The organism is Hyphomonas atlantica corrig., assembly GCF_000682715.1.
GTDB classification, from domain to species: domain Bacteria; phylum Pseudomonadota; class Alphaproteobacteria; order Caulobacterales; family Hyphomonadaceae; genus Hyphomonas; species Hyphomonas atlantica.
In genome coordinates this window covers 1-19,606 of the sequence record NZ_AWFH01000017.1, presented here as the reverse complement: position 1 = coordinate 19,606, position 19,606 = coordinate 1, and the positions used below count along the sequence as shown (strand labels likewise).

General features: G+C 59.5%; 14 protein-coding genes and 1 pseudogene. 5 read left to right on the top strand and 10 right to left on the bottom strand.

Annotation, left to right across the window (positions count from 1 at the left end; all coding sequences use genetic code 11):
* Positions 1-36 precede the first annotated feature (36 nt).
* Positions 37-570 (top strand): PfkB family carbohydrate kinase, encoded by a 534-nt coding sequence (locus HY36_RS09625; RefSeq protein ID WP_051602675.1) that lies wholly within the window; start codon positions 37-39, stop codon positions 568-570.
* A 302-nt stretch (positions 571-872) separates the two neighbouring features.
* On the opposite strand, the gene HY36_RS09620 is transcribed toward HY36_RS09625, so the two are convergent.
* Genes HY36_RS09620 through HY36_RS09610 form a run of 3 tightly spaced genes read right to left on the bottom strand, consistent with a single transcriptional unit; the run spans position 873 to position 8,386 of the window.
* Entirely contained in the window at positions 873-4,166 is a 3,294-nt protein-coding gene (locus HY36_RS09620) for a carboxyl transferase domain-containing protein (RefSeq protein ID WP_035551850.1), read from the bottom strand.
* A 30-nt stretch (positions 4,167-4,196) separates the two neighbouring features.
* On the bottom strand, positions 4,197-6,611 hold the full coding sequence (locus HY36_RS09615; RefSeq protein WP_081806132.1) for a TonB-dependent receptor: 2,415 nt from the start codon (positions 6,609-6,611) through the stop codon (positions 4,197-4,199).
* 59 nt (positions 6,612-6,670) lie between these two features.
* Positions 6,671-8,386: an AMP-binding protein gene (locus HY36_RS09610; protein ID WP_035551857.1), complete on the bottom strand. Its 1,716-nt coding sequence runs from the start codon at positions 8,384-8,386 to the stop codon at positions 6,671-6,673.
* 208 nt (positions 8,387-8,594) lie between these two features.
* Here HY36_RS09610 and HY36_RS17810 point away from each other — a divergent pair, with 208 nt between their 5' ends.
* Positions 8,595-9,410, top strand: coding sequence for a GntR family transcriptional regulator (locus HY36_RS17810; protein ID WP_051602674.1), 816 nt, complete (start codon positions 8,595-8,597; stop codon positions 9,408-9,410).
* A gap of 5 nt (positions 9,411-9,415) precedes the next feature.
* Here the strand turns inward: HY36_RS17810 and HY36_RS09600 are convergent, their stop codons facing one another.
* Entirely contained in the window at positions 9,416-10,417 is a 1,002-nt protein-coding gene (locus tag HY36_RS09600) for a hypothetical protein (RefSeq protein ID WP_420896677.1), read from the bottom strand.
* 204 nt (positions 10,418-10,621) lie between these two features.
* Between HY36_RS09600 and HY36_RS09595 the strand changes: the two genes are divergently transcribed.
* A complete protein-coding gene (locus HY36_RS09595) occupies positions 10,622-11,944 on the top strand; it encodes an MFS transporter (RefSeq protein WP_035551848.1) in 1,323 nt (440 codons plus the stop codon).
* 269 nt (positions 11,945-12,213) lie between these two features.
* On the opposite strand, the gene HY36_RS09590 is transcribed toward HY36_RS09595, so the two are convergent.
* The 3 genes from HY36_RS09590 to HY36_RS09580 form a co-directional block, all read right to left on the bottom strand.
* Complete coding sequence (locus tag HY36_RS09590) at positions 12,214-13,419, bottom strand: PH domain-containing protein (protein WP_162175979.1); 1,206 nt, start codon at positions 13,417-13,419, stop codon at positions 12,214-12,216.
* Positions 13,420-13,631: 212 nt separating this feature from the next.
* The gene (locus HY36_RS09585; protein ID WP_035551845.1) at positions 13,632-14,975 is read right to left on the bottom strand and encodes a sensor histidine kinase; all 1,344 of its coding nucleotides are present in this window, start codon (positions 14,973-14,975) and stop codon (positions 13,632-13,634) included.
* Positions 14,976-15,066: 91 nt separating this feature from the next.
* Complete coding sequence (locus tag HY36_RS09580; protein WP_206741178.1) at positions 15,067-15,819, bottom strand: hypothetical protein; 753 nt, start codon at positions 15,817-15,819, stop codon at positions 15,067-15,069.
* Between the two features lie 116 nt (positions 15,820-15,935).
* Here HY36_RS09580 and HY36_RS09575 point away from each other — a divergent pair, with 116 nt between their 5' ends.
* Positions 15,936-16,643 (top strand): response regulator transcription factor, encoded by a 708-nt coding sequence (locus HY36_RS09575; protein WP_035551841.1) that lies wholly within the window; start codon positions 15,936-15,938, stop codon positions 16,641-16,643.
* Positions 16,644-16,700: 57 nt separating this feature from the next.
* Positions 16,701-17,207 carry a hypothetical protein gene (locus HY36_RS09570; RefSeq protein WP_035551836.1) on the top strand — a complete coding sequence of 169 codons (507 nt, stop codon included), beginning with the start codon at positions 16,701-16,703 and terminating at the stop codon, positions 17,205-17,207.
* A gap of 32 nt (positions 17,208-17,239) precedes the next feature.
* On the opposite strand, the gene HY36_RS09565 is transcribed toward HY36_RS09570, so the two are convergent.
* The 3 genes and pseudogenes from HY36_RS09565 to HY36_RS18660 form a co-directional block, all read right to left on the bottom strand.
* Positions 17,240-18,025, bottom strand: coding sequence for a metallophosphoesterase (locus HY36_RS09565; protein WP_081806131.1), 786 nt, complete (start codon positions 18,023-18,025; stop codon positions 17,240-17,242).
* 46 nt (positions 18,026-18,071) lie between these two features.
* Positions 18,072-19,085, bottom strand: a complete 1,014-nt coding sequence (locus HY36_RS09560) for a hypothetical protein (RefSeq protein WP_035551833.1) — start codon at positions 19,083-19,085, stop codon at positions 18,072-18,074.
* 326 nt (positions 19,086-19,411) lie between these two features.
* Positions 19,412-19,606 (bottom strand): annotated as a pseudogene (locus HY36_RS18660) (hypothetical protein); the annotation flags it as partial.

Sequence of the window (19,606 nt, the reverse complement as noted above, 5' to 3'; positions counted from 1 at the left end):
GCCTGAAGTCTCAAATACCTGACGACGGACAATGCAGTGTCACAGGCCCGCGAGCGCGGTGTGCACGTTTCCATTGATCTCAATCATCGCGAACGACTGTGGGACTATGGTGTCAGCGCCTCCGAGATCATGCCTTCGCTTGTGGAGAAAGCCGACACACTGATCGCGGGGAGAGGAGATTGCCCGGCCTGTCTCGGAATTGAAGGTGATGGCGAAAGCGGCTCGGATGTTTGGGCGACATCGCTGAGCGACAAGGTCCTGACATCATTCCCGAATCTCTCGCGCTTTGGCCTGACCATACGTTCATCTTCGTCGGCGGACGAACATCAATGGCGAGCCTTCGTCGGGTCGAGATCTGAGACCGCATTCTCGCGGACATATACGATGAGCCATGTGGTCGACAGAGTTGGCACAGGAGACGCCTTCTGTGCTGGACAGATTTACGCCCTTATGGACAACCAAACGCTGCAAGAGGCGGTCAATTTCGGAGCGGCTGCCAACAGTTTGAAACACTCGGTAGCTGGTGACACGAACCAGGTCTCCGCACAGGAGGTATCAGACTTGGCGTAGTCGAACGCGTTCGGACGTTTGCGCCGATAGGGTTCGATCGATATCGCCGCACTGGTTCCAACGCCGTCTACTTCTCCGTAGTTCGAGTCAGATGGCACACTAATCCGAAGTTTGACAATTCCGCACGCATCCACCCATGACAGCTTGTGAAGTTCCGAGTACGGTTCCCAGTGTGATGGCTTGGGACCACTTCTCCCAATCAGGACCGAAGAAGTTCGCCCCCTGTCTGCGCGCTTCCGAATTACCGCCAGCGCGCGATTATCCATTCGATTTCTGACCGGATCGCCAGTATGTTGTCGCTCTCACCAGGTGTCGATGTATCGGCGCGCCTGGGCGTGACCGCGCTCAGGGGGCCTCATCTTCAATCCCCGCATCACCCAGGCGCGTGTATCGGCCGGATCGATGACCGCGTCTATCTCAAGATATTGCGCAACTGCTGTCGCGCGTCCGACATCATACAATTGAGCCACTTTCCTGGCATACAATTCATCCCGCTCGACGGGGTCGGAAATGGCCTCCAATTCCTTGCGATAGGCCAGCTTCACTGCACCTTCCAGGCCCATGCCTCCGAATTCACCACTCGGCCAGCTGATTGTCATGGCCGTGCTATGAAAGCCTCCTGACGCCATTGCCTGCGCGCCGAGACCGTACCCCTTGCGGAGCACAATAGTGTAGACCGGCACGCGCAACGCAGCAGACACGATGAACATTCTTGCGCCATGACGCACCGAAGCTGTCTTCTCGGATTCCGGCCCGACCATGAATCCCGGCGTGTCGCACAGGGAGACAATCGGCAAGTTGTAGGCATCACATATTTGCATGAAATGCGCGGCCTTGTCCGCCGCCTCGGAATCGATGGCTCCGCCCAGCCATTTGGGATCGTTTGCCATCAAGCCAATCGCCCGGCCTTCAATACGCGCAAAGGCGGTCACGATGCCCACACCGAATTCGCGGCGCAGTTCAACGACCGACCCCTCATCCGCCAACAGATCGATGACCTTTCGGATATCGTAAACTCTCAGCCGGTCCTCCGGAATGGCATGACGCAGCAATCGCTGGTCCGGCGCTTTCCACTCAGGCACATCGCCTTGGAAGAAGCCGAGGATCTGGCGCGTCTTCGCCACCGCTTCGGCCTCATCCTCTACAGCCAGGTCCACAACGCCATTGGCGGTCTGCACATCAATCGGCCCGATATCCTCGGGCTTGAACCGACCCAGCCCGCCTCCCTCGATCATGGCGGGCCCGCCGAGACCAATATTGGCGTTTTTCGTCGCGATCGTGAGGTCGCAACACCCATACAGAACCGCGTTGCCCGCAAAGCAGCGTCCTGCGGCAATCCCGATCCGCGGTTGGCGCCCACTCAGGGCGGCAAAACTGCGGAACGTGGTCACGTCGAGCCCCGAGGCTGTCACCGCATCGACATCGCCGGGGCGTCCTCCGCCCCCTTCGGCAAAGAGCACGATCGGCAGGTCCTGATCATGTGCCAGTTCGACCAGTCGGTCTGTTTTCTTGTGGTTGAGATAGCCCTGCGTGCCTGCGAGCACGGTGTAATCATAAGAAATGCCCATGCAGCGCGTAAGCTCCGGGCCGAACACGTGATTGTTGACCTCGCCAACGCCGCCAATCAGGCCATCAGCAGGCGTGTTCTTCATCAGGTCGTCCAGGCTGCGGCGGCGACGCTGCGCTGCGATCGCCAGTCCGCCATATTCATGGAACGTGCCCGCATCGAACAGATCATCCAGATTCTCGCGCGCCGTGCGCATGCCGGTCTTTCGGCGCCTCTGCACCGCGTCCGGACGTGCCGCGTCCAGGGTTAATCCGATCCGTTCCTGCACATGCGCCAGATCCTCGCGGATATGATCCGGATCAATTTCGGCGTCCAGTGCCTCTGCATCGGCCTCGACCTCGGCCGGTTCGACAAACAGGACCGGCGCGTCTTCCGACAAGACGGCCCCCGCCTCCAGAAGGACCTGCCGGACGATTCCGCTGCCGGTGGCCTCGACGACGTGCTGCATCTTCATCGCCTCGACCAGGGCTACCGGCTTGCCCGGCCATACTTTGTCACCCTCAGTCACATCCACGCGCACAACCAGACCGGACAGCGGCGCCCTGACCGCCACCTGGCCGGGAGGCGGCAAGTTCGCCGCTGGGCGCATGGCGGAGGCTCCGGCCTCACTCACAGGAGACGCCTGCGCCAGTTCAGCGAGGCCGTCCGCAGCCGCTTTCAGTCTGTCGCGCTCACGTTCCACAAATTGCGTATCCAGCTGACCGGACAGCAGTTCCGGCTGTTCCAGCAATGCCAGCATGTCCACCTTGTTGGTTGGCACTCCGGTAATGCCGAACTCGTTCAGCGCCCGCCGGGCCCTCCGGCCGGCACCGTCCAGATCCGGCCCCCGAACGATCAGCTTTGCCAGCAGGGAATCAAATGCCGGGCTCAACGCCATACCCGAATAGGCGAATGTATCGACGCGCACGCCTGCACCGCCGGGTGGGGTGAAGGTATGCACCGTGCCACCGGAGGGACGGATGTCGCCGTCCGGTGTCGTTGTCTCAGCATTGATGCGCACCTGAATGGCTGCACCCCGGATCCCCGGCAGCGGACGGCATCCTGCGTCCTCCAGCGTGGCACCCGAGGCGAGCAGGATCTGGGCCTGAACAAGGTCGACGCCCGTTATTTCTTCCGTAATCGTATGTTCGACCTGCAGGCGGGGATTGGCTTCCATGAAGAGAATTGCCCGACCTGGGTCTGTTTCCTCGAGATTGTAGAGAAACTCCACCGTACCGACATTGTCGTAGCCGGCCTCCCTGGCGAGCCGAACGGAGGCCTCATGCATCGCGGCCCGGATCTCATCCGGCAGATCGGGAGCCGGCGCTATTTCGATCAATTTCTGGCGACGACGCTGCGCGCTGCAATCCCGGTCTCCCAGCGCCACGACATCGCCATGTGTGTCGCCCACGACCTGCACTTCTATGTGGCGGGCACGCTGCACCAATTGTTCGAGATAGAGTTCCCCGGACCCGAAAGCGAGTTCCGCCTCGGCCCGGCAAATCCCGAATGCCTGTTCCAGCTCTGTCAGGGACCGGGCCGGGCGCATGCCCCGGCCTCCCCCGCCTGCAATGGACTTGACCATTACCGCCGCTTGCGTCCCGAGGGATCTGAAGAATGCCTTGGCTTCCTCCAGCGTGACAGCTCCCTCTGTTCCCTGAGGGATCGGCACATCACATTTTCGGGCAATCTGCCGGGCTTCGCCCTTGTCCCCGAAAACGCTCAGGGCGTGAACATTGGGGCCGATAAAGTGGATACCGGCCTCTGCACAATCCGCGGCAAAGCCGCCATTCTCACTGAGAAATCCATAGCCGGGATGAATGGCATCACACCCCTGCTGTGCCGCGATGGCGAGGATGTTGCCACCATCCAGATAAGCAGACGGTCCCGACCCGCCCAGGGCCACCGCTGTGTCGCCAGCCCTTGCATGAGCCGACGCGGCATCGTCCCCGGAATAAATGGTGACGCTTGGCACACCCAGTTCAGCCGCAGCGCGTGCAACACGCACAGCGACTTCTCCCCGGTTGGCGATCAGGATTTTCTTGAACATGTCTGCCTCCTCAAGCCCCGGATGAACCGGCTACCACGTCACCCGCAGGGTGGCGCCATATGTCCGCGGTTCAATGCCATAGCCCTGCACCGTCCCCGGCTGGAGCGTGCCGGCGCCCGTCATTGCCCAGGCATTCTCATCCGTGAGGTTCCGGCCCCACACTTCAAGCGTCCATGATTCCGACTGGCTGCCCAGACCGACCCGGCCATTGAACGTGGCATAGGCCTCCTGCTCATGGGTCGGACCGACAGACGCCGAGAAGCTTACATTGGACTTCGATTGCCAGCGCGCATCAAGATACGCAAAACTGCGCAATGAGGTGCCGGGAAGGTCACGGTCGTAATTCGCCGAGCTGACCAGAGTCCATTTCGGCGCGTTGAAATTGCCGCGGTCCTCCAGATAGGACAGGGAGGTCGGGAAGGCCTCCTCCCCGAAATCCGCATCCTGATAGGTCGCGGCGAAATTCATGGACAGGTTTTCAGTCGGGCTGAACGCCGTTTCAACCTCAACACCCTGGCTGGTCAGCTGCGGCAGGTTTGCCACGACACGCTGGGTCTCGCCACTGGCTGAAGCCTGCACATAGCTGAACTGGTAGTCCGTCAGCTCCGTATAGAACAGCGCGAGATTTGCACGCACCAGGCCGTCCAGGAACACGCCTTTCAGGCCAAGTTCATATGCATCGGCAAATTCTGGATCAAACTCCAGCTGGTCACCGCTCGGATTCGGAATGATCAGACCGCCCCGGTCAAACTGATACCCGCCGGATTTATAGCCCCGGCTATAGGATGCATACGTGCTCAAATCCCGATTGACGCGGTACAGCGCCGACAGGACCCCGGAAAACTCCTCTTCAGACCGGTTGTCGGTGTAACGGCCATCCCGGCGAGTGTCGAAATTTGGAATGCAGACCAGGCCGCGCAATCCGGCCGGTGTGGTTGAGAGCCCGTCACCGCCCGAGGCAATGGCCGCTTCGCAAGCCGGATTGTCCGAGGTCAGATCGGCATCAAGGGATTTCTCGTCCACGGTGAACCGCAAGCCGCCGGTCAGGGAGAGTTTCTCGCTCACCTGGTAGGTGTTGTGCGTGAACAGCGCCACGCTTTCACCATCCTGTTTGAACACGTCATATGCGCCGCCGCCTTCCGGGAACACACTGCCGGCAGGCAGGCCCGTGACCGCCGAAAACAATGTGTCGGACCCGACAAGCAGGCCCAGCCAGGTTTCGAGATCTGCGCCGAACGTGTAGCTGTCCCGGCTTTCAATCTTGTCATTGGCGTAGAAAACTCCCACCAGATAGTCGAGATCCCCGGCCACCCCCTGATAGCGTACTTCCTGGCTGAAACTTTCAAACACTTCGCCATCGCGGTCATCGTACAAGAGGTCTACAGGTCCGGCGTCCGGGTCGAAGGAACGATCCGCATCGAATTTTCGCCAGGCCGTGATTGATGTCAGCGTGCCCGGGCCGACCTCCCAATTCACTTCCGCTGAAATCCCGCGATCCAGAACCGTCTGACCCCAGTCACGACCATCAGTCGGCGTCGTGTAATAATCCTTGATGTCTTCCTGCGCCGTCGGGACGGGCCCGAACTGGCCCAACAGGGTTTCAGCTGCGGGCGTGATGCTGCGATAGACCAGGAAGTTGCTGCCATCCTCGGACTTGTCGGTATAGTCTGCTATCAGACGAACATCGACCGTATCGCTGGCTTCCCAGTATAGCTGACCACGCGCCTGCACTCGTTCCCGCGCGCCGAACGCCTCGCCCGTGAATTCACTCTCGGTATAGCCGTCCCGGTCCATTGTCATGATATCGAGCCGTCCCCCGAGCGTGTCGGTCAATGGCCCCTCAATCGTACCGTCAAATCGCGTAAGCCCCAAGTTTCCGGCTGTGACAGCCGCGCTTCCTTCGAACACGTCAGACGGCTTGGCGGTCACGACGTTGAGAACACCTGCAGTTGTGTTCTTTCCGAACAGTGTGCCTTGCGGTCCACGCAGAAGCTCAACACGTTCCACGCCCGGCATGTCGTTCAGGGCGAGATTGGACCGGCTTCGATAGACGCCGTCGACATAGACTCCTGTGGCCGATTCAAGGCCCGGATTCGATCCACTTGTTCCTATACCGCGTACACGGATCACAGCCCCGTAGGATTCGCCGATCGTATTCGTGATGTCCAGGCTTGGCGCGATGCTGGTAAGCTGCTTGACATCCGAAATACCGGACCGCTCCATCTGCTCGGCGCCGATATTGGACACAGCGACCGGAACATCCAGAATGTCCTGTGTCCGGCGCGTTGCCGTGACGGTCACAGCGCCCAGTCGCCGCGCCTCATCAGGCGCCTGCGAAGAGTCTGGGGCCGTTTCGACCTGCCCGCTTTCCGATACCTGCGCCTGCGCCAGACCCGCCGGCACCAGCAATGCTCCTGCACACACACTTGTCAGCAATACTCTCATAGCACTTCCTCCTTTGGCGTCTCCAGGACGCTCGTTGTTTGAGTTTTTGTCAGGGGTGGTTACAGCGCATCCAGAAGCGCGTTGCGTTTCACCTTGCCCGTATCGGTCAGCGGCATCTGGGCAATGAAGCGGATTTCCGGCACCTTGTAGCTGGCCATGTTCTCGCGGCACCAGGCTGACAAGTCTTCCGCCGTGACGGGCCCGGGGGCGTCGTCATCGATCTGCACGAAGGCGACCGGAACCTGGCCCTTGCGGTCATCGGGACGCCCCACCACACCGCATACGGCAACGGCGGGATGGCGGCTGATCGAGATTTCCAGTTCTGTCGGGAACACGCTCATGCCATTGACCTTCAGCATTTCCTTGCGGCGTCCACGGAAATAGATGCCGCCCCGCTCATCGATCACGCCGGTGTCGCCGGTATGCAGCCATCCATCGCGTATGGGGCTGTCATCTGCTTGCCCGCGCACGCCCCAATAGCCTTTCATGAGCGACGGGGTGCGCATCAGGATCTCGCCCGGCTCGCCATGTGCGACCGGCCGTCCGGTCTCCGGGTCCACGATGATGAATTCAGCGCCCGGGCATGGAAGCCCCACAAAGAGTGGCTCCCCGGTGATGTCGGCATCATCGGCCTGCAAACCCGTCGTGAATGTATCCAGCGTGTTTGTCTCGGTCATGCCGAATGAGGATTCCCGGAGCACGGCACCCGTCAGCGCCTTCCAGCGCCGGCGATAGTCCGGGTTCAGAATTTTCACAAACGACGTGACGACCGTCTCCCGCAGGGAACGCAGATCGAACTCCCCGACATCGGGATGATCCATGATTTCAACAGCGCCATCGGTCAGCGCGCCCATGCCGGTCACTCCGGCCCGGTCAATCGCCGCCATGACCGCGGATGCATCCCATCTGGAGAGCAGGACAAGCCGGCAGCCCGAAACGAGGGGCAACAGGATTCCGGCCACCTCACCGGCAATCCAGAATTGGGGAAGATAGGAAAGAACGACATCCGTTTCCGAGGCAGGCAGGCAGAATGTCGCCGCGCACGCTCCCGTGTAAATCATGTCACCATGTGTGTGCAGGCACCCTTTCGGCAGCCCGGTCGTGCCCCCGGTATAATTGATCGCGGCGATCTGGTTCCACGACACCTCGGCCATTGCCGACTCATCGACGGGGGTCGAGATGGCGGAGGAGAATGGAATCACTCCGTGAACATCGACGGGCTCATCAAGCGCGCCGGCCGGGACGGGATACGCCGGATCGGCTGGAAGGAATTCGCGCAATGCGGTACTGACAATTGTCAGGGCGTTGTCGCGATCGACCTCTTTCACAAGCGGGGCGAGCTTGTCCAGCGCCACAACCAGGCTGGCACCGGAATCCTCGAGATAATGCGATAGCTCCCGCCCCGTGACCATGGGATTGACGGGGACGAGTATCGCGCCCCGCTTCAGAATGCCGAAGAAGGTGATGGAGAATTGCGGGCAATTCGGCATGAACACGGCGACCCGATCCCCCGGGCCCACATCCCGCGTCGCAAGAAAGGAGGCGAAGGCGTCGGACAGGCGATCGAGGTCGGCCCAGCTGACAGGGTATCCATAGAAATCGATTGCGGCTTCATCGCCCTTGCGGTCTGACCAGGCTCGCAGATAATCCGGGACGCAAATCTGACCGAACGGATATACCGGGTCCCGCGGCATGTCTTCCGGCCACGCCGCCGCGATACGTTGTTTCAGATCCGCGAGATATGCCTCTCGATCCGTCTCGACCGACGCATCCATGATGCCTCCAATTCCATCCACTTTGACGAACAATTTTTATTATTTTGAAGGACAATTTCAGCCCGATGTGCATATTGTCAATCAAAATATCGGTATTTTGAGGCTTTTCGAATTCAATTGATTTTTTTGTTCAACAATTCTACACATTGTTCTGCAAAATGGTACAATTTGGCGACGCGCCGAGATCAACACGGGACAATCCAAGAGCATGACCAAGCCCCCCGCCTCCGCCGCCCGCTCGGTGCCGGAATCAATCGCCGCCACCCTGGCCAGCGAAATCGCTGCCGAACACCTGAAGCCCGGCGAGCGGCTGACCGAAATGAAGCTCGCCACCCGGTTCGAAGCCAGTCGGGGATCCGTACGCGATGCGCTGCGCTTGCTGGAACAACGCAATTTGATTGAAATGAATCCCAATCGCGGCGCGGTCGTGATCGGTATTCCGCTGGAAATCATCGCCGATAATTTTGCTGTCACATCCACACTCATCGGACTGGCCTGCCGCTATGTCATACAGCAGGCGCGACCGGACATCATTCATGAGGTGGAGGCCCGCCACGATGAGATTGTGCGATTGGCGAAGTCAGGGTTCACCCCTCCGATCGAGTTTGCCTCCGCATTGGGACGTTTTTTCTCGATCATGATCACATCCAGCGGCAACCGGACAGCGCGCGGCATGATCTCCACGATCCTGACCGAGGCATCCTGGGAGGCGATGTGGGAAATCCCCTGCGACCATCTTACCCTCGACCGTCAGCGCGAGGTTGCCCGAATGGTGCAGGCGGTATGGAACAGAATTGAAAATCGCGACAGCGATGGCGCAGAGCGGGAAATCCGCCTGTTTCATGAGAGCCATCGCGACGCCGTCCTGAAACAATTATCCATTCGTCGCAAACAGTCGATCGACCCGGCAAGACTGGTCACATTTGCGCAGGCGGACGCGCAAACCGGTCAGACACCCGACCTCGAAAGCCGTCTGGACCGCCTTGAGCAGCTTGTCTCACGCCTGTCGCAGCCGACCGCCTGAGCCGGTCAGGCCGGTCGCGCATCCGCGCCGTACAGATCGGCATAGTCAGCGTCATACGCCGCATAGGTCTCCTTGAGCGTGGCCTGATTGAGCAACATGCTGGCCACCAGCTTGTTGTCCGATGCCCGGAAAGCCCGCGATTTGACCCAGAAGCTTTCCGTGCGCCGGCTCCCGCTCAATGCCACCAATTCGCGCTCGACCTCATAGGCTTCGTCAACGAACAACGGTCCATCCATCAGCCGGATTTCCTGGTCGGCAAACAGACCGACCACGGGCTCGCGCACGGGAAAATGCCCTGTTCGGGCCGTGTACTGCAGAAGTACGCTCAACATTTCAAATGGGATGATGGCCCTTCCCCACGGCGTGCCATCGCCCTGATACCATGGAGACGGCTCTGTAATCACCTTCAGTTTCTGCTCCAGGGAGAACGGATACAAGTCTCCCATATGCTGATCGAATGCCATACTCACGGGCACACGGCCGGTGGTCATCCCCACTTTCAGGTCTGCCATGATGACCGGGCGTTCGAGAGGGGCAAGAGACTGAAGCCGGGTTTCCAGGGCAGTTGCGACCGGCCCTTCGCCAATGGATGCCGATCCTCGGAGGACTTCTACCCCATCCTCCTTCTCGGCCCAAATTTCGGCATGGTTTCCGTCCGGCGCCCGCTTCAGACAGGCCCGGATCCTTTCGCCTTCGAAGGCCGGATTGCGGTAATGAACAGACAAGCATCCCTGCGCCAGGAATCTATCCCCCCAAGCAGCATGGCCGAGCGGCGAGAACTGGCTGAAATGGGTCGGCCCTTCGATGGTCCCGCCTTGGAAGCCAAGCTTCTGCGCCGTGGCATCATCATGAATGGAGGCATGATCATCATAGGTCTGATCGCCAAGCATTTGTCGCGGCGATCGCCAGGGTCCCATGAGCACACCATCAACCTCGGTGATGTCTGCAGAAAATGGCGTCTTGTCGGTCACAAGCTTGATCCTCCCTATCAGTCGATTGATCGACATATTTCCAATATTGTTTGACAATCTGTTCGTCACGCCCTCAAGTGTCAACAATAATTAAACTTGCCCGTCATCAGATTGATCGGTGCGCATGACAAGCATCCCGAGATTGTCCTGCAATTTTCTGGTCTTTGCCATGAGCACAGAATGTCGAGCAGGTGACGCCAGACAGACGGCTCCAATGAAGAGCCTTGCGGAGGATCCACCATGCCACCCGTCGAACACGTTCCCGCTCCCCCGAAACCCGGATTTCGGGCCTGGTGGACCGTCGGATTGCTCTGCGGTCTCTATATCATCTCCTACATCGACCGGATCATTCCCAGCCTCCTGGTTGGACCGTTGAAGCAGGATTTCAATGTCAATGACTTCGAAATCGGCTTGCTGTTTGGTGGCGCCTTCGCGATATTCTACGGATTGCTCGGACTGCCTCTGGCGCGCGTCGCAGACACCCGCAATCGCAAGCACCTTGTTCTCGCAGGCGTTGCCCTGTGGGGATTGTGCACAACGTTTTCCGGAATCGCGACCTCCTACGGTATTCTCGTCAGCCTACGGATTGGACTTGCGATCGGTGAAGCTGCCCTGTCCCCGGCAGCCTATTCGATGATCGGGGACATGTTCCCGCCCGAACGCCGCGCCTTGCCAGCCGGCATCTATGCAGCTGCCGGCAGTATGGGCGGATATGGATCCTACATTGTCGGCGCAGCGGTCATCACAGCCCTGTCATCGGGCGGACTGGCAGATCTTCCGCTTCTTGCAGGCTTCAAGCTCTGGCAGCTGGTCTTTTTTACGGTGGGCGTGCCGGGACTGCTGCTATGTGCGGTATTCTTCCTCACAACCCGGGAGCCGGGGCGCCATTCAGCCGAGACGTCGACCACGCAGCCACTCGCTGAAGTGATCGCATATTTCCGGCATCGATGGCGGTTGTATCTTGGTCTGTTTCTGGGCGCCGGCGGGGTCAATCTGATCGTGTTCGCGTACGGCGCATGGGCACCTGAGCTTTTCAGGCGCACCTATGGCTGGACCATCAGCCAGGCCGGGTTTGCCTTCGGGGCGACCGGCATCATCGCAGCCGCCGCAGGCACAATATCCTTCACCATGCTGGCAGAATTCCTTCGAAAGCGAGGACGGCGCGATGGGCTCGTGCTTGCCGCGCTGCTGGCCTCATTGACTGGCTGCACAGCGGCCATTGCCGCGCCGCTGGCGCCTGAGGCGTCGCAGGCGCTTGTCGGCATTGCCATCATGATCTTCGCCCTGTCTGGCTGCAGCAATCTGGCCGTCGTGTCGGTCCAGTTCATCGCGCCTGGCGAGATACGGGCGACGGCCATTGCGCTCCTCTTCATGTGCACGACCATGATTGGTCTCGGGTTCGGACCACCCGTTGTCGCCATGCTCTCCGAAGGCGTGTTCTCCGGAACCGGCGGACTGGCACCCGCCCTCTCCCTGCTCGCCGGCATGACGCTGCCTCTGTCTGCCAGCCTGGTCATGTGGTCACGCCAGCCTTACATCCAGCAGGTTTCCAAGACTGCGTGATAGTATGCGACTGTCACATGCTGCCGCCAGCATCTTGTGCCTAGGCGCTGGCTCTCAAACCAGTCTCGCAGACACTGGCAGCGTTGAGATTCCGGCGTAAGCGCGCCGGTCTGTCCGGCCCGGCTCGTTTCGCCCGACCCGATCCTGGGTCTCCCAATATCTCGGGAAATGCTGCAAGTGCAGCGTTCAGCATCATCGACGGGCTGGGACTGCAATTTTTCAGTGATTCATTGGTTCGAACGCAACTCAGCGTGAAACACTCCCCTGCATCACCAAGTGATCTCCTCATGGACAATTTCCGGAGCCCGTATTTCTCCCCCTGTCAAACGACGAACGAAGAGCACCCCAAGCTTGTCATTTGCCTTGAAGTCCCCCACTGGCATCTGCCCGTCATACGCCCAGGCCAGACCGCCGCCCAGACCCGTTGCCGTCCAGAGATGAACATTTGTCTCGAACAGCTCCGGATACAGACGTTTGGCCACTGCGAAACTCGCCCTGCCCTTCCAGCCCCACAGATACGCCTCATCTCGCGACATCGAAGCTTCCACTTCGCTCATATCCTCTTCCCGGCGATGGTGGTATGGAACAAACTGGTCAAGCTCCGCCGCCGTCGGCAGGCGCCAGTCCGTATACCCTGCCGCATCAATTACGCACTTACCTTTCCTGTAGCCATGCTCGAACGCCGAGGCGGCCCGCTTTCCGTTACCCATATAGGCCATGCTGTTGCCGACATTGTATCCAACGGCTATGCCCACCCCGAAGAGTTCGGCTGCATCGCTCCACCTCATGCGGATAGGTTCGCCAGCGAACCCGCCGCCTGTCCAAACCATGCCCCAGGGGGCACGCAGCCACATGAGACCACTGTCAGCATGAGACACGGTGCCATCATCATTGTCGATGTAATCACCCAATGGCGTCTTGATCCGCCGGGCCACCATGTCCTTGATATGCTTATATTCTACCGCCTTGCCAAAATGCGTGACCTTGGCCGACTTTGCCTCCTGCAGTGTTGGGGGTTCGGGCAATCGGGATGCCGGCCGCGCCGCTCCTCCGGCCTTATATACCACAGGCGCATACGACGTGTCCTGTGGTCCGGCTTTCAGCAGGTCGAGACAGGCAATTACGCGATCCGGATCTGACACCTTCGCCCACACGAGCCGGCTGCGGTCATCGCCAGTCCAGAAAGCAATCGTTCCATAGTTGAGGAGACGTCCGGCAATAGACTGTCCCATATCGGTCTGGACCTTGTCCGTCAGCGGAAATTCCCGCTTCACACGGGAAATGAAGCCGGCGAGCAGGCGAAGCTTTCGCCCGTTCTCGATCTCATAGGCGTGGGTATAGCGGTGATAGACCACTCCCGCGATGATCGGCACCAGTACTACAGCAAGCCCTAAGCCTGAAAGCTCTGCAGGACTACCGAGGCGCTGTGCCAGTCTGTCGAACAGTTCGCGCTTCGCGAACCAAAGGCAGGTCACGACAACAGCTGCGAGGCCGCTCCGCCAATAACTGGTCCATGCTGGGCGCGTTCGAAGAATTGTCTGTCCCTTGCGGGATAGGTGTTTGAACTGACCTGGCTGCACGTTGTGATGTCCCCTTCACACGAGAAAATTCAGACGCTGTGTGGCGTTACGTCCTCACGCTTTCCTGTATCGGCGGATAGGCCGGATGACGCAACTGACCAAGCGGGTCATGTCGGCCGCACGAATGCGATGGTCACTTTCAGTCCCGGAGTCGTGTTAGCGAGCGTCAGCCGTGCCCCATGGCGGATCGCAACCGCCTGGACATGCCTCAGCCCGAAACCATGGCTGCCAGGGCCAGCCTTCCGGCCTGCGCCGGCGAGTTCGGCAATACTGGTCGTCACAACGCCCGGTCCCTCATCCTGAACCGTCACGGTGAAATATCGGTCCGTCGCGGCCAGCACCAGCAAAACCGCCGATCCTTCCGGGGCAAATTTTGCGGCATTTGACAGAAGGTTCGTAATCGCACTGGCGAGCAGGGGCGCCGATGCGAGGATTTCCATACGGTCGTTCAGGGGCAGCTTCAGCTCGAAACGAATGTTCCGGTCTTCGAATGTATCGGCATAGAGCGCGGCCACCGATGCGGTTGTTTCCGAGAGCGAAACAGGCTGCATGGTGTAGCCGGGTGTCGCCTCGATCTTCGCCAGTTCCAGAATATGCGAGACGAGGTCCAGCAATTGTTCGGCATCCTGTGCCGCGCCCGTGTCGCCAGCAGCGAGGAACCGGTCCCGCATGATCGAGACGCCATGGTTCAACTCGTGCGCTGCGACCTGGCTGTAGGAATCCAACCCCCGCATCAGGCGCGCCACTTCCGCCAGCGCCTCGTTCACGTTTGCGCCGAGGGTCGACAACGCGTCTCCCTCAGGCGTGAGAAAACCGGACCCGACCCGCGCGGCGACCTCGCCGGTGCGGACACGGTCGAATACGCGGTTGAGCGCCTGGACACGGCGCTGGTAGCGGCGGTGCAGCAAGGCAAAAAGAAACGTGCTGACCATGCCAAGACACAGGACAGCCCCCACAAGGACCGGCACGTAATTCCGGATCAGTGCCTGCCGCGCCGTCAGCCGGCGACCGACGAGCAGAAAAAATCCCGCATCAACGGCCTCTACCCGCGCGAGGATGTTCCCGGCGCCGAGGCCAAGCTCGGTGGCATCCGTTTCAATCCACCTCTCTTCCAGGCGCGTCTCAGAGGGCCAGGACGTTGCATTTCCGACTATGACGCTTTGGTCGGACCGGACCAGAAGGTAGACGGACTGTGCATCCCCTCCGCCATCCTCGAACAGGCGCTGGCCCAGCGAGGCGGTGAGGCTGGCCACGGGCGGCAGGACGTCCCGGTCTTGCGTCCGCTCCGTCAGCAGGGCGATGTCTCGGCGTATTTCTTCGCGGAGTGTCCGGTCGACCGCGCCATCAATCGCCGCTATTGCTGCGAAACCGGCAATCATGGCAACGCCAAGTGTCACGACCAGATTGATCAGAAGGGATATCTGGAATGGGGATCGAAAACTCCGAATCAAATCTCATCGCCTCATTTTTCCGGCTTTCATCTGTCTCGCTAATCCGTACCGGCAGCGCCCCCATGTGTCACATAACCCCTTGGGTTGGCACCTATTCGCTCGCGAGGGCCGCGCCGACGCTCCGCGCATCGCCGCTGACAAAGACAACGACGCTTACGCGGGACTCGCTCCGATTGGTGATGACAAGATCGATCTCCGTATGCGTGCCCACCGGCACGAAACAGGCAAGGCGCCCACCATCGGAGACCGTCTCGCATCCTTCAGCGGTCATCCCGCCGGATGCCGCCACAGGCAACACCAAAAGCGCCAGATCCGGTACAAAACCGGCGAACTCCCGTGACGGTTCGACAAATATGGTTGTTCCAGCCTCCCTGACGACAGGCAGGCGCAGTTCTTCAGTCATGCCGGCCGACAGAACGATGTCCATCTCCATTCCGACCGTAACATCCACCTTGCGCAAGGACTTGACCATCCGGTTACCGAATAGCCCGGAAAACACGCCCTGCCCGTCTGGATTTTCCATCGCGAACATGCGTTCGATCCGTGAGAGGGCCTCGGCATCATCTGCCGCCATCTGCCGGGTTTCGTCCATCATGATCCGGGTCGATGCAAGCAATGCGTCGCGCTTGCGGGAGTGCAGCCGGCTGGATATGTCCAAGGCCGCCAGCACAGTCATGCGGTCGCGAACCGCTTCGGCCATTCCCACCGCATCGCTTTCGCCGCGGCGGGCGCGGTAAGCTTCCTCGGCGCGGAACAGTGACGAAGCGACAGAAGAATCAACTGGCGTATTCGCCATGTCCAGCGTTGGCGTGACAGCACATCCCGCCAGAAAAAGGCAGAGCATTGCCATCGCGCTGAAATCCCTGAACACCTGCATGCTTCTGCAAACCTCGTTTGTTAGGTGGAGAAACTCAATCGCAGTGCTAGCTAAAAGTGGCAATCCCATAGAGGCGGGAAAACATGGATACACGCAATCACGTGCTCGTTGTGGAAGATGATGCCGACATCGCAGATCTCGTGGTGCACGCGGCCAGCCAGCTCGGATATCACGTCACCACAGCTGACACGGTCAATGGCGCCAAGCGCCGAACATCCGAGCAGATGCCCGACATCGTGATCCTGGACCGCATGCTGGCAGATGGCAGCGAAGGCCTCGATTATCTCGCCTGGCTGAATGCGCTGGAAGGCCCGCGCCCCGGAATCCTCGTCACCAGCCGCCTGACCAGCGTCAGCGATCATGTTGCGGGACTCGAAGCCGGTGCCGACGATTATATCGACAAGCCCTTCCATCCCGAAGAATTGCGGGCGCGCCTGCGCGCGGTTGCGCGCCGCGCATCATCGAGCCGGGTGCCGAACAGCGTGCTCTTTTTCGACACGCTTGAGCTCCGACAGTTGAGCGCGACGGCGCTGGTTGGCGATACAAAGCTGGATTTACGCCCGCAAAGCTTTGCGCTTCTGAATGCCATCGCGACGCGGCAGGGCGAATGGGTCAGCCGGAAGGCGCTGTGGCGCGAGGTCTGGACCGACTATCCGAACCTGCCGCCGCAGGATACCGTCATCAACACGGCCATCAGCAGGCTGCGCCGCGTCCTGTCCTCGGTTGACGGCGCCCCCGGCCTCCTCAGCGAGGATCTCGGCTATCGTCTGGTGCCTGGCTCACAGGCTTAGCGCGCCACATGCCCCGAATGACTGAAGGCATCTCATTAGTTACTGTGGAGACAGCATATGAGCGATGACATCATCGGAATATTCAAGCAATCACGCCCTCTTCAGGTCGGTCTTGCCCTTGCTATTGCATACATCGTGCTGACTTGGGGATTGTATCAGAGCTGGCTGGGTTCGGTCGAATCCTTCCTTGACGGCGCGATGAGCGGGCTCTCACGCAATGATCCTGACCGTACACGGCGCATTATTGATGCAACCGGCAACGCGCCGGAATGGCCGTTCATCCTGAAGATTCTGGCTTATCCGATTCCGGGGCCCGCCACCATCGAGAATGGCGGCGTGATGCCCGTCTGGGCGGTCGCACTACAGGGGATCTGGCTGGGCATTGTTGGCTGGTCGAGCTTCAGCCGGACGAATGGCAGGCTGCTCGTCCTTTCCGCATTTCCCTTTGCGGTCCTCGTGCTGATAAGCGGAAATGTATTTGCCAGCCTGTTTCTGGGCGCACTCGGCCCGATCATCGTGAGCCTTGTCTGGTGGATAGTCAGCCCCTTCGCCAAGCCTGTATAGGCAAGCGCGCCAGACCGCGCGGGGGGCATGTTTCAGTCCCCGTCATATGCGGCGCCCCGGTACGGAATGTAACAATCGGACTCAACCGTCACGAAGTATCGCGGGCGATCCGGATCAAACACCAACGCAGTCAATCCGCCACCATGCACGGCGCCGGTATCGATCCCCGTTGCGTGGGGGAATTCCGTCGGCCCGTCCGGAAAGGGTTGGTGCCCGAAGACAACATGGCCGAATCGCCCGTCATAGACCTCAGCCCAGAACGGGTCTCCTTCGGCCTGCTTGCCGAATGCGAGAAATTCCCCGGTGTCCGCATCAAGGTGCCGCGTGCGCAGGATTTTCTGAAGCCGCTTTGCTTCATGGCCGACGAGCATGGATGCGGCTTCGAGAGAAGCCGGAAATTCCTGCATCGTTCCGGGGATGCCACCATGGACGATCAGCACGCCATAGGCCGTGCAGCGGTGGAAAGGCACGGACCAATCCAGAAATCTTTCACTCACATCATCCAATTGCGACCTCAGCTCCGCGAGTTCAGGTGCCCGCTCAGCCTGTGCCTTCGCCACGGCCGGACGCACAACCAGATTGCGAAGATAACGGCGCATGCGGTCTTCATGGTTTCCTTCTACCAGAACCACTTCGTAGCCCGCACTGCGGCGAAGGTCCTCGACATATGAGATCACACCTGCGGGATCCGGCCCCTTGTCGATCAGATCGCCAACGAAGACGAGCTTGTCAGACGGCTGAAGATTCAACTCGCGGACAAGCGTACGCAAGGGGGCGATCATCCCATGTACGTCGCCAATAATGCATAAGCGGTTCATTCTCCAGCCTCACCCACATTCCAAACAGACCCGGCGCCCCCGCAGGTCAACTGTCTGTACCCTTCACCTTTTCGAGCAGCTCGCCAAGCCTGACCTTTGATCTGACGTATGCACCCTTGCCGCGCGGCCCCTTGTAGGAAAGCCAATGCGGCTGCATCAGACTGAACAGTTCCTCGACAATCACCTGACTGCCTGCCGGCCAATCCGCTACTGGAACATCCTCGAGCATGTAAGCTGCCTTCGCCGCCATGAACGTGTCGGCAGCGCGAAGTCCCCAAGCCATGAAATCACGCCGGTCCTGAGAATTTCTGAGAATATGCACCCGGTCGGATATGACTACATCAAGAATTGCCTTCTGCGTCTTCGTGTACTCCTGCGTTCGCGAAAGCGGCCCGGAAAGCTTCTCGGGAGGCAAACAGCTTCGCGCCCATGCGATAAAGCGCTGGCATTGCTTATCGCTCATGTTCAGGAGCCAGTAGCGAGCGTTGGATAGCGCGAGCTCAGGATAGTGCTTCGAGGCGAAACTCATATAAAGGTCGAATTCGTCCGCGCCATAAAACCAGCCGGCAATGGATATGAGATAAACGAAATCCGCGCGGGATTTGTCGTCCAGTGCATCCTCGATTGCCTTCCGGTATCTTTCTTCCTGGAAAAGGTCGGACAGCGCCTGAATGGACTGACGCAGCCATGGGAGATGATCCGGACCGTCGCCCTCTTGCTCATAGTCGAAGAAGCCTTCGATAATGTCGAACACATAAAAGAGGTCATCGAGATCGAGCTCCGTCTCCGCTATGTGGCCAACCAGCACAGAAAACGCTCTCAGCGCCTCGTCATAATGGTCGTCCTGCTTCCAGAAGAGGGTCTGGGCGGTATCCGCATAGAAAAGCAGGAGATTGAAGACGACATCCCTGCCCGGATACCCTGCAGAGAGCCTTTCATAGAGTTTTTCTCTATACAGATCTTCCAGATAGGTGCGAAGATCGTCTTCTAAGGCGGCGCCCGGCGTGCCAGAACTGGAAAACCGGGTAGCGAATGGATGGGATGATTGCCCGGAAGACATTCTGACAGGCGTCCTTTTTACTTGTCGTGGCTCTCTAGATTGGCGAACACCCCGGGGCGTCGAAATCGCCCTCGGACTGTTTCGGTTCCGGCTCGCGCCGAGGCTTCCTGCGGCAGACAAATGGGCAGATCAGGACGGGTTGGTCGTCATACTCCCTGTCACAGCATGTGCGAACCTTCGACTCCCATGCGGCGGGATCCTCCGATGGCGGCCCTGTCGCACAGGCAGAAAGGACAAGCAGCGTCAGCAAGAGTTTCGGCCGACAATGGGAACATCTTTCATTCAAAATGTACGCCTTCTCAGCAATACGAGGAACAGGAAGCCAACTATTGGCCAAACAAACAAGCCGCATAAAATCCTTTCAGACCCTTTTCACTGGATTCTGATCCGAAATCGCCCAGCATCACTGTTCGAACAGTGCCATTTTGCCTGACGTCGGCGTAGATCTTTAAAGTTCTTGAGCGCATCGCATCTTCTAATGAGAGAAAATTGATCCCCATTCTGGTCAACGCTTCTACGGA

Bases quoted from the DNA above. Each gene is read 5' to 3' on its own strand.
- HY36_RS09610 (WP_035551857.1), bottom strand. From the start codon at position 8,386: ATGGATGCGTCGGTCGAGACGGATCGAGAGGCATATCTCGCGGATCTG.
- HY36_RS09595 (WP_035551848.1), top strand. From the start codon at position 10,622: ATGCCACCCGTCGAACACGTTCCCGCTCCCCCGAAACCCGGATTTCGG.
- HY36_RS09580 (WP_206741178.1), bottom strand. From the start codon at position 15,819: ATGCTCTGCCTTTTTCTGGCGGGATGTGCTGTCACGCCAACGCTGGAC.
- HY36_RS09615 (WP_081806132.1), bottom strand. From the start codon at position 6,611: ATGAGAGTATTGCTGACAAGTGTGTGTGCAGGAGCATTGCTGGTGCCG.
- HY36_RS09570 (WP_035551836.1), top strand. From the start codon at position 16,701: ATGAGCGATGACATCATCGGAATATTCAAGCAATCACGCCCTCTTCAG.
- HY36_RS09575 (WP_035551841.1), top strand. From the start codon at position 15,936: ATGGATACACGCAATCACGTGCTCGTTGTGGAAGATGATGCCGACATC.
- HY36_RS17810 (WP_051602674.1), top strand. From the start codon at position 8,595: ATGACCAAGCCCCCCGCCTCCGCCGCCCGCTCGGTGCCGGAATCAATC.
- HY36_RS09560 (WP_035551833.1), bottom strand. From the start codon at position 19,085: ATGTCTTCCGGGCAATCATCCCATCCATTCGCTACCCGGTTTTCCAGT.
- HY36_RS09565 (WP_081806131.1), bottom strand. From the start codon at position 18,025: ATGAACCGCTTATGCATTATTGGCGACGTACATGGGATGATCGCCCCC.
- HY36_RS09600 (WP_420896677.1), bottom strand. From the start codon at position 10,417: ATGTCGATCAATCGACTGATAGGGAGGATCAAGCTTGTGACCGACAAG.
- HY36_RS09620 (WP_035551850.1), bottom strand. From the start codon at position 4,166: ATGTTCAAGAAAATCCTGATCGCCAACCGGGGAGAAGTCGCTGTGCGT.